A 10,962-nucleotide genomic window follows, 5' to 3' on the forward strand; every position below is an offset into this window, starting at 1 on the left:
TAAAATCTCTTAAGTAATAGTGCTAAAAACGCTAAAACGACCATTTGCAGACTGGTAAAAATTGCGTATCAACGAACACTGCAAAATTACCGGGCATTTCTGCCATTACCATTGGATCAATCCCATTTAAAGCCGTACCGATTCGGTTTTGTTGCCATGTCGTCATCACAATTCCCCCATGTTGTTTTTTCTTTATTATCTACGCCAGGTTTTTATTTGTCTAATTTTACTTGATCAGCTAGTCAAAGTAACCTATTTGTCGTTTCCTAAATTGATGATCGGCTACATTTTTTAATGAAATCAGAAACCTAATAATTTTATTTTTTCCTATCATTTTACTTTTCCCTCTTTGCTTTCTTTCCTATTTTAATCGTATTGACACTAATTTAAGAGTGCAAAAGCGTTCGCAAGATAGTACCTTTATGCTACCATTGGAATACCTTTATATTACTTTTAACTTGATAAGGCTTTGACTAGTAGTACTTATATAATTAAACATAGTATGAACTAGTTCACACCATGGTGCGGATAAAGTAAAGATGAAAGTGTTACTTAGCAAACGATAAACTTTATAGTTATTAAAAGATGGAACAGGAAAGCCGTAGTAGTATATAAATTCGCTAAACTTTTGCTAACTTAAACAAAAAGGTATTAATATTTAATCTCGATGTGTGAAAAAGAAGCGCTGTATTAATATTCTAAAAAAGTGATTGACTAGTCAGATTTAAACTTAATAAAGAATTTCCATTATTGTGCGATTTGTTAAAGATAATAAAAACGCCACCCGTTAAATCGAATGACGTCTTAATTCTATTATTTAGTTTTGGATGTAAGGTACTCCTAAATACTTAAACTTATTCCGTTTAAGTATTTAATCCCAATAAAAGCTGTGCACTTTGCTGATCTATAAATACTTCATTAACATAACCGGACCGTAAAATAGTAGAAAGAATTGAAACCTGAGCCTTTTGATATACAACCACAATTGAATGTTCCTTATAGCGAAGACTTTCCAGTGGAATCGAAACAATTCGTTGATCAATCTTGGGAACAGTTGGCTGCCCATCAATATCAATAAAATGAGATAATACTTCTCCTACTGCCCCATCACTCAATGATTTTTGCTCATCATTAGAAAAATAATTTTTATTATATAAAAATTGATTCTTTTGAATAGTGTCTAATGTAAAAATTGCGATATTAGAAACTCTACCCAACTTTTCTACATATCTTACATGACTTTCTTGCTCAACAGTCTCTTTACTTTTAAGGCTATCGAAAATTATTGGTAGTGGAAGTAGACGAAGAGTAGCCTGATACGCTTTAGAAAAGAGACTAGCTGTTTCTAAAGAGGATGTTTGGTAAACTGGGTCAGTGAAAATTCCATTTAATAGTAGAACTTCCACATCTCGGACAATTTTTGGTGCAAGTTGCTGAGCAACTTGCAAAATACTTTTTCCACGACCTAAACCAATTATATCGCCACTTTTTATTAAATGATTTAAATAATCAGCAGCTGACTTAGCAACTCTTTTTAGTTTTGCCCCTTGATCATCTTGTGAAGTTGAAACAACTGTAAATCTTACATTACTATAAAGATTCATAAGTTGATTAGCCAACGTTTGTGCATCGCGAAAATGATCATTAACTGTAATTGTAACAAGTCCCTCTTCTCTGGCAATTGCCAAAAGTCGAGAAACCGTAGTCCGCGAAATACATTCTTTTTTAGCAATTTGGCTTTGCTCAATTCCATCAATGTAATACTGGCGAGCTACTCGAAGAATTTGTTCACGGCGTTTTAAATTACCTATTATTTTTACTCCCCCCCAAGACTAAATTATTTTAAATATGTGAAAAATCTTGATAAAAACCCTTAACAGTATTATACGCCCTTTTATACATATCAAAATAACGATTATATATAACATGCCTTTGAGGATCAGGTGTTACCTTTTCATCGATTTTAATCCATTTGGAAACATCTCGTGGATCAATACGATCAATCCCCACTCCAGCTAAAATGGCACTTCCTAAGTTTGCCTCACCACCGGATTTTGTTGTTAAGATATTTTTCCCGGTAACATCTGCAATCATTTGATCCATCTTTTTGGAGTGGCTAACTCCACCAACTAATGTAATTGAATTTCCAAGTTCAGACCCAAATTGCTCAATACTTTGACGAACTGAGTATGCAATTGCTTCCTGAAAAGCATTATAAATTTCATACTTAGTTGTCTTTAAAGACAATCCCAAAATGGTACCACGGATATTAGAGTCCCATAATGGACTACGTTCTCCCATAAAAAACGGAAGAACCAATAGACCGTTACTCCCAACTGGCACATCACTACTTTGAAAATCAAGTTCTTTAGGACCATCATTCTCATCAAATTCACTTGCAAATTCTTTTACAAACCAAGCAACGATTGCTCCAGCCGTATTGGCACCAGCAAAATTATAATAATAGTCTTTCGGTTTATATGAATAAGGCCAAATAATCAATTTCTTATTTCTAAGTGGCGTTTTTGTAACCAAGGCAGCGTTCATAGATGTTCCCAAAGCTACTGTAACCTGTCCAGGATCAAATACTCCAGTTCCAACTGTTGCAGGCCCAACATCTACACCTGTATTAAACATTGGTGTACCAGCCTTCAATCCCAATCGTGCTGCCCACTTTTTTGTAATATATCCAGCCGGATCTGTGCTTTCAATAAATGTATGAGGTAATTTATTGATATCAATATCTAATTTGTTGGCTAGTGAGTTTGACCATATATCCTTATTAATATCAAAAATTCCGGCTAAATTACCAGCCGCAGAATAATTAATACTTTGTTGACCAGTTAACTTATAAATAACGTAAGATTCTGGTGGCAAGAACTTATCTGTTTGTTTGTATAAGTCAGGCCGATTATTTTTTAACCACATTATTTTAGTATATCCATAATAAGGATCTGAAAGATTAGCGGTTACGTCCATTAATTCAGAATCACTTATTAATTTTTTAACTTCTGCAGTTTCTTTAGTAGCTCGACGATCCATCCAAATCAATGCTGGACCAAGAACTTTTCCGTTTTTATCTATTGGAATTCCTGATCCACCATAAAGGCCGTCAATTCCAATAGCAACAATATCCTCATCATTTACTCGTGAGGCAAGTGTCCGGATCAAAGACGTAACAGCATTAAGCCAATCTTCAGCATTTTCTTCAGCCCATCCTGTATGTGGTGTAACAAAGGAATAATTGTCTTTTCTTTGTGCAACAATCTCACCATCCGTCGTCAGCAAGATTGCTTTGGTTCCCGATGTTCCAATATCAATGCCTAAGATATATTTAGTCATTCTTATCTCTCCTCATCAAATTATTAATCTTCTAACCCTGTAGTAACTTTAAAATGACGACTCTCTCCTGGTTTAAGCATAATTAGCGTTCCAGCTTCTTTAGCTGCTGCTCTCCCTTCAGTACGACTAGTTGCTGGTAAGGCAAATGCCGCTACTTGTAAATCTGGGTTATACATTAACCAGCGGGTTACATTAGGAAATTGTGTGGTATCAAAAGTTATTTGTACTGTGTGTTTATTATCCATTTTCATTCTAAATACCGCTTTATTAACCAATTGATTTAATTTATCACCAAAAAATACGATTTCTGGGTCAAAATGTTTCGTTTTATCTAGCTCATTAATTAATCTACCAGAATTATAAATTTGCTTAGTAAAATTTAGCCAGTCTTCAGTTGGATGAATGTGTTTAGGAATCGATTTCCTTAAATGAAAGGCTGATTCTGGAATGTTTTGAGTAATTATGGCTCCCTTAACAAACTTGTAATTAATATGAGTTAAATACTGAAGGGGCATTTCCTGATACTTCGAAAGATTTTTAACAAACATTCTAATATCAAATAACGCACTACCCTTTTTCAAAGTTACAGATGGATTAGCGAAATAATGATCACCAAATCCTTTTACATATTCAACTTGACTGCTAACTGTAACTAAATTCTCGCTAATTTCAATAAACGATGAATCCATTGGTGTCAATGGAAACTCTCCATGTGCGTAATGATTATCCTTGGGACCTGGATTACCACTTGCCAATAACCCTGAATGAAATTGAAACGGACCATAAGAATCTGTAATTTGCTTCCCTGGATAAGGTTGTTTGAAAGTATTTTTCATTTTTAAATTGAATCCGTCGAAAACTGCTTCCCATATCATTAATCCTTCGAAGGGGAGAAAAGTTAGGTATCCACGTGAGTTTTGAATTTTTAATGCCTCAACCCCAGATGAATATTTAAAACTTGAAACTGTAAATTCATCGTTTTTAATTAAAACTCGTGATTGATCCTGAAAATTATCTTTATACAATTCGAATTTTGTCATTATTCTACTCCCCTGTAAGACCATTAAATGGATGCTTAATGTAGTGATAAGCATAAATAATCATTGCCCCAAATGTTAAGAAATGAACAGCAAATGAAATAGTCATTGAACCAGTTGCATCAGCGACCCATCCTTGGATAGCTGGCCATACGCCACCACCGACAACCATCATAACTAACATGGCTCCAGCAGTTTCCGTTTGACGTGCATCTTTAATAAAGCCAAGCGTTTCAGTATAAATCGTTGCATAACCTGGGCCCATTAAACCAGATATTAAAATAGCGACATACACTCCGTCAAAGCTCCGATCAATCATCATATATCCAATTGCAGCAAAGCCAAGAATCGAGTACCAAAGGAGTACTTTTAAATGTGGGAACTTTTTCATTAGATAATCAGCAATAATACGACCAATAAAAAATGCTACATAACTACCAATAACAAAATTTGAGGAGGTCCTTTCATTGATTGAATGATCTAGGTTCAAAGCTAACCGAATAGTAAATGACCAAACTGAAACTTGAAGGCCAACATACATAAACAGTGTAAACATTCCATAGGTAAAATTATGATTTTTAAGTAATTGAATAACGGTTTGGCCAAGATTTGCCTTAGGTGTATCGTCTTTTTGCTTTGGCTTTCCACTTGGAAATTGAGTAATTAGAAATAAAATAATCATAATAGCAATAACCATGACAAGGTATTTATATGGCTGCAATGTTTTTTGTAAAGCCTGTTCTCCAAAACGAATTCTAGCACTACCAGATAATTTACTAAGTTGTTCGTCTAAATTTTCACCACCAGAGAAGATAAGATACTTGCCAAGTAAAATACCAGCAATTGAGCCAAACGGTAGAAATGTTTGTGAGATATTTAAACGCAATGTTCTTTGTTTTTCGGGTCCAAGAAGAGCTGAATCTGTGTCTGCCGCGGTTTCAATAACTGTTAACCCAGTTGCCAAAACAAAGAGAGCTACCAAGAAAAATCCATAAGTTGCAGCTGCAGATGCTGGGAAAAACAAAACACAACCAACTAAATATAATAACAGCCCAATAATAATGGTAAGTTTATAAGAAGTTTTTTTAATTAGCCATGATGCTGGAATAGCCATCAAAAAATAACCTAGTGAAAAAGCACTTTGAACATATGCAGATGCAAGATTACTCAATTGAAAAATCGATTTAAATTGAGTAATTAAAATATCATTTAAACTAGCAGCAGCTCCCCACATCGGAAAAAGCAAAGATACTAATACAAATTGAAAAATTGGAGTCTTACTTAAATAACCATTATTTAATTCATTACAATGAGCCTTAAGCAAACCAAATCCGCTCAGTTTGCTTTTAGTGGAATTTTCCATGATTTTAATTCTCCTTAAAAATTATATAGTTCGTTTCTGTAACCGATTACAATCGACATTATAGCACGAAATGAACATAATTCCACAACGTTAATGAAATTTTTTCCACATTTTGAAATCGTTTTTGCATGTAGTACTTTGGTAGCACCACTTAAATACTTTTGTATCACTTTTATCTTGACGCTTTTTAAAACTAGTAGTATTATATTTATCAGGAACAAGGTACGAATTAGGTCATACCTTGTTCCTGATAAAGGTGGGGGAGGAAAATAATACTATGCAAGTAATCAGCTTTATGGCAATTAAAGGTGGAGTCGGAAAAACCACAATGGCATTCCAGTTCGCTAAATTTTTACAAACACAAAATAAAAAAGTATTGATGCTTGATCTTGATGCGCAAAAAAGTTTAACCGGAACCTTTGAAAATAAAAATTTCAATTTCAATGGCAAGCCAACTGTGGCAGATATTTTCAAAAAGCCCAGTGTTGGCCTAATAGAAACAAAGGCGCAAAAAAACATCTCTGTTATTCCTTCTACTAGTAATCTTGAAGAGATAGCTGACCAGTTGGCTTCTAGACCCAACAAAGAATTACTATTATTTATGTGGTTTATTAAGAATGCTAAAGAGCTAAATAAAAAGTACGATTATGTGATCGTTGATTTGCCTCCAACATGGAATTTATTAACTAAAAACGGTGTAGCAGTTGCTGATAAAATTATTTCACCAATGGAGCCGAGCCGCTTTGGATATGAAAGTCATACTAAGGTATTGCAAAGTGTGGGAACTTTGCAAGATGAAGTTATTGACCCACTGAGTGGAAAATCTTATATTACTGCTAAAGTATTCTTCTTAGGTAATCGTATTAAACACAACACTAATTCTTCTCACGAATTTTTGGCTGCGCTAAAAAATCTTAAAAACGTGATCGGTATTATACCAGAAAAGGAATTAGTGAATGCTAGCATGTTAGCAAAAAAAGGAATTTTAGAATATGCCACAGAAAGCGATAAATTACGTGAACAAAAACAATTTATAGAGTTAATACAGAATGTATTTAAGAAAATTGAAAAAGAGGGGAATAACTAAATTATGGCTAATAAATTCGAGGAATTTTCAAGTACTAATAACGACTACAAGGTTGCTCGGGAAATTAAACGAAAAGATGATCTTAACAAGAAATTAAGCTGGGAACGCAAAGTAAAAACTAGTTTTTCAATCCAGCAAAAAAATATTAATCATTTAGATGAAATGGTTAAAAAGTTGAACGCAAAATCAAGATCGACCTTGTTAGATACTATAATTGAAAACGCTTATAGAGAATTTCATGAGTAATAGGTAAAAAGATACAAATATAAAGCATAACTATTCGTACTTGTATTATCACTTAATGGTATAAGTCTGGTTATTGAGATTGTTGAAAATTACAAAGTGGAAATAGTCATTTTGTAGAAGCGACTATTTCCACTTTAATGCCGGTGGTAAGTAATATTTGAAAAATAGACTGATAATTGTCGCGTAGTAAATTGCATGATGCAAACGTTATTTTTGTTTACCATTTATTTGGCCGGTCTAATCATTATTTTAAGTATTCTTAATACTCATTTAATGAGATATGGCATCACAATAATCCTATTCAAATATATATTATAATTACTGATTTCAGCCAAAAATCGGCAAAGTTTACAAAACTAAATAAGGTTGCCCGTCAATAATCGCTATGCTAGACTTAAATTAATTTAACAACCTAATTGAATTATAGAAGGATTATGCTAAACAAAAAAGGTTCCTAATCCACAAGGGATCAAGAACCTTCGGTTTAGCAAGTAGCTGTGTAAGAACTACTTAGATTCAATTACCCTTGACTTCCCGGAAAAGGGCGATTGAACTATTGAAATCTAATTTATGGAATTATTATACCGCAGACCAGCCCAAAAGGACAAGTTAGGGATAATCAAAATAAATTAAAGCCAATGGACTAAGTAGACAGTAAAAGCTACTCAGTCCATTTTTATTAGTTGTTAAAATCAAAAAAGTTGCCAAATAGGCAACTCGCTGCAAACACATGCTGATGAAGTTACAAAGTATTCATTGACCGTGACCACCTTGTAACTCAGTTAGAGCATATCAGATTTGTATTTTAAAACAAGTTAGATGCTTTAGCAACTCTCTTTTGAGTCAGCACGTTTTGGAATAAAGAAGGGAGTTTTTATTTATGGAACAATCAAGACGGTACAATACTCACGAAGTTTATGGAGAAACCTTTTTAAAATTACCAAAAGTATTTTTCTCTAGTAATAAATACCAATCAATGAGTAATGACGCCAAAATAGCCTATACATTGCTTAAAGATCGATTTAATTATTCAGTCAAGAATGATTGGGTGGATAAAAATGGGGACATTTATTTTATTTTTACCAACGAAGAATTGATGAATCTTTTGAATGTCCACAAAGACAAGGTTATAAAAGTTAAAAAAGAACTTGAAAAAACAAAGTTGCTCGAACAAGAACGATTAGGTTTAAACAAGCCAAACCATTTATATTTATTAAGACCAGAAGTGACAGCCAAAGACGTTTATAAACAAATAAACGCTGAAACCGTTGATAATAGCGGAAGTCGGAAAAACCGACTTCCAAAAACCGCTGATAATAGCGGAAGTCGGAAAAACCGACTTCCAGTGACAGCAACAAATCTAAAAACTGAAACCGTTGATAATAACGGAAGTCGGAAAAACCGACACAATCTATATAAAGAACATAAAGACTCAGATACTAATAGATACAATATAGATACTCAAAAGTTAAACTTTTCCACAGCCAATTTTTCACCAGCAGAAATCAACAAGCAAAACCGCGATCTAGTCTCGCATGCTCACGACTTTTTAACTGATACAGATAGTGGCTTGGAAGTCTTCTTAGAACCCGAAGCCGTTCAACTACTAAGTTTTTGGTGCCGCACCCCGCAACAAATGCACCGCTTTATCGGCATTATTCTGAATGCCAAATATGCCGTCGAAAAAGAACACCGGGACTTAGGGGTGTGGATCGCCCTGGATGATCCCGAACTAAAGCCCTTAATGACCAAGACGTTAAGACGCTACTTCAATGCTTTGAGAAGTAATGAGAAACATATCAAGAACGTAGAGAATTACTTATACGGCACTATGCAGAACCTGTTTGGCATTTGGTGGAATAAACAAGCCGCAAAACAGTATCAAAAAACTCACCCCGAGGAAACTAAAAACTCAGCTCCCAACGGATGGGCCTAAAGGCCCTTAAAATCATTTCTAAGCCGCTTTAAGAGTTTGATATAGATTCATACTAATATTGATTAAAAGCTGCTTAAATAAAAGAATATGGGCTTTAAACAATCATCAAGAAGGCATCAAGATAAAAATAATCAATGAACAGTTAAAAAACTATCTGAACTAAAAATCGATAAAAGAGGACTAAGCCCCAGCTAAACGCAATATCTGCAATTTACCTGAACAAATTGCAGATATTTTAATAATTGTCAATTTAAAGTAGAATTGGCAGCATATAACAACACAAGAGACCGTTGACTATAGAAAAGCAAGGTAACAAGATCATAGTGACAGAAGACGCTTTAGCCCTTAGTGAATTACGACGGAAAACGGGGAATGTTGATTTAGAAAAAAATATTTTTTGAACCGTCACTAATAGAAAATAACAAGAACAAAAACTTTCTAAAAAAGAACGTTAACAACTTCCCAATCTATGACTACTAATAATGCATGAATAGTAGTACTAACCTTATCGGCGTATTTTTGAATAAATGGAAAAAGTTAATTGCTGATTATTACCAAACTAATAATTTGAAAAAAGTTAAAAATTGAACATATGAGCATACAATTCATAGCCGATCAAAAGATTAAAATATAAATAATGATAAATTAATATTTATGGATAATCATCTAAAAAATAAATATAATTTGAGTTAATTAAAACAAATAAGTATACGAACAAAAAACAAGTAAAAAAGTTTATCGAATAACATTTAGAATAGACTTCAAAATGTTATTCGATAAAGAAAACCGATCCGTCTAATAACTAAACGAATCGGTTTTTAGTTTAGCTAATTTATGAGCATTAGTATAAGCTAAAAATGTTTTTCAAAATTCTTCGATTTGTTCAACCGATAAATTGCCAGGCCTAAATTATTTTTAGGAGAGTATATTTTTGAACTAAACATCAAGAACATGATTTGTGGATCTGCTGATTTTCATAATATTTAAATTAATTAAATTTTTTCATACTATTTTTTACTTTAAATGTGTTTACTTTTTGATGTGGTTGGTACATAAGATCAAAAACATTATTTTTCAAAAAATCCCGTAAAATCAGTGTTTTTGTAAACTGATTTTACGGGATTTCCACTTTAGAGTAGGAACGTTATAATATAGATTTTTGACTATTGTCCCAGTCTCAATAGGCGTCCATAAAAGTACCAATCTTTTTAGAAAGACATTTAATATTTTTATTAGGCAAGTTAGCACAATCTAATTTAACTTATTTAATGATTGTTTTGCCTGTATATGACATCATTTTAGACTTTTAAGATTTGATTTATGAATTGAGTTATCTTAGCAGATTTTTTATTTTTCTAAGCTTTTCTGACTAAGATTAATCATTCAATTAACTTTGAACATCATTATAAATGGTCATAGGATAAGGTAAAAGACTGTCAAATAATTAAATTTGAAATAGCGAAGCGACAGGACTACACTACAGTTGAATTAAAGGGATTCAGCAGACCGAACGAAGCGAGGTCAATGCGCACTTACACCCCACTAAATACTTGTTGGGTAAATCGTGCTAAAGACTTGTATCAGAAGTCGCCGTTGGCGACAACAAAATCAACCAATAGATCCAAAGAAAGGCGGTGACTAGTATGGCAATTTTTCATATGAGTTTTAGTAATATTAGTGCTGGGAAAGGACGAAGTGCGATTGCCAGTGCCGCTTATCGAAGTGGTGAAAAATTATTTGATGATCAAGAAGGTCGCCACTATTTCTATGCTCGGTCAGTCATACCAGAGAGTTTTATTTTAACTCCTAAAAATGCACCAGCATGGGCCAGTGATCGAGAAAAATTATGGAACGAAGTAGAAAGAAAAGATCGGCGAGCAAATTCTCGGTATGCGAAAGAGTTTAACGTGGCTTTACCGGTAGAATTAAGTGAATCCGAACAGAAAGAATT

The 10,962-nt window shown here is 33.5% G+C and carries 9 protein-coding genes; 4 read left to right on the plus strand and 5 right to left on the minus strand.

Annotated elements, in window-relative coordinates:
* Positions 1–31 precede the first annotated feature (31 nt).
* The 5 genes from FC85_RS16165 to fucP all read right to left on the minus strand — a co-directional run bounded on the left by FC85_RS16165 (position 32) and on the right by fucP (position 5,742).
* The gene (locus tag FC85_RS16165; protein WP_268908755.1) at positions 32–166 is read right to left on the minus strand and encodes a hypothetical protein; all 135 of its coding nucleotides are present in this window, start codon (positions 164–166) and stop codon (positions 32–34) included.
* Positions 167–863: 697 nt separating this feature from the next.
* Positions 864–1,688: a sugar-binding transcriptional regulator gene (locus FC85_RS00815; protein WP_057863677.1), complete on the minus strand. Its 825-nt coding sequence runs from the start codon at positions 1,686–1,688 to the stop codon at positions 864–866.
* Between the two features lie 154 nt (positions 1,689–1,842).
* Entirely contained in the window at positions 1,843–3,342 is a 1,500-nt protein-coding gene (locus FC85_RS00820; protein ID WP_057863678.1) for an FGGY-family carbohydrate kinase, read from the minus strand.
* A 23-nt stretch (positions 3,343–3,365) separates the two neighbouring features.
* On the minus strand, positions 3,366–4,382 hold the full coding sequence (locus FC85_RS00825; protein ID WP_057863679.1) for a DUF4432 family protein: 1,017 nt from the start codon (positions 4,380–4,382) through the stop codon (positions 3,366–3,368).
* 4 nt (positions 4,383–4,386) lie between these two features.
* On the minus strand, positions 4,387–5,742 hold the full coding sequence (gene fucP / locus FC85_RS00830) for an L-fucose:H+ symporter permease (protein WP_057863680.1): 1,356 nt from the start codon (positions 5,740–5,742) through the stop codon (positions 4,387–4,389).
* Positions 5,743–6,019: 277 nt separating this feature from the next.
* Here fucP and FC85_RS00835 point away from each other — a divergent pair, with 277 nt between their 5' ends.
* From FC85_RS00835 to FC85_RS00850, 4 genes are all read left to right on the plus strand, one after another.
* Positions 6,020–6,829, plus strand: a complete 810-nt coding sequence (locus FC85_RS00835) for a ParA family protein (protein WP_057863681.1) — start codon at positions 6,020–6,022, stop codon at positions 6,827–6,829.
* A gap of 3 nt (positions 6,830–6,832) precedes the next feature.
* On the plus strand, positions 6,833–7,075 hold the full coding sequence (locus FC85_RS00840) for a hypothetical protein (protein WP_057863682.1): 243 nt from the start codon (positions 6,833–6,835) through the stop codon (positions 7,073–7,075).
* Positions 7,076–7,955: 880 nt separating this feature from the next.
* Positions 7,956–9,011, plus strand: a complete 1,056-nt coding sequence (locus FC85_RS00845) for a replication initiator protein A (protein WP_057863683.1) — start codon at positions 7,956–7,958, stop codon at positions 9,009–9,011.
* Positions 9,012–10,654: 1,643 nt separating this feature from the next.
* The coding region (locus tag FC85_RS00850; RefSeq protein ID WP_083484837.1) for a MobA/MobL family protein at positions 10,655–10,962 on the plus strand (308 nt) is incomplete at its 3' end.

It is taken from the genome of Lentilactobacillus diolivorans DSM 14421, from assembly GCF_001434255.1.
Taxonomy (GTDB): domain Bacteria; phylum Bacillota; class Bacilli; order Lactobacillales; family Lactobacillaceae; genus Lentilactobacillus; species Lentilactobacillus diolivorans.

Excerpts from the sequence above, each read along its gene's own strand:
- FC85_RS16165 (WP_268908755.1), bottom strand. The coding sequence starts at position 166 with ATGACGACATGGCAACAAAACCGAATCGGTACGGCTTTAAATGGGATT.
- FC85_RS00820 (WP_057863678.1), bottom strand. The coding sequence starts at position 3,342 with ATGACTAAATATATCTTAGGCATTGATATTGGAACATCGGGAACCAAA.
- FC85_RS00825 (WP_057863679.1), bottom strand. The coding sequence starts at position 4,382 with ATGACAAAATTCGAATTGTATAAAGATAATTTTCAGGATCAATCACGA.
- fucP (WP_057863680.1), bottom strand. The coding sequence starts at position 5,742 with ATGGAAAATTCCACTAAAAGCAAACTGAGCGGATTTGGTTTGCTTAAG.
- FC85_RS00835 (WP_057863681.1), top strand. The coding sequence starts at position 6,020 with ATGCAAGTAATCAGCTTTATGGCAATTAAAGGTGGAGTCGGAAAAACC.
- FC85_RS00840 (WP_057863682.1), top strand. The coding sequence starts at position 6,833 with ATGGCTAATAAATTCGAGGAATTTTCAAGTACTAATAACGACTACAAG.
- FC85_RS00845 (WP_057863683.1), top strand. The coding sequence starts at position 7,956 with ATGGAACAATCAAGACGGTACAATACTCACGAAGTTTATGGAGAAACC.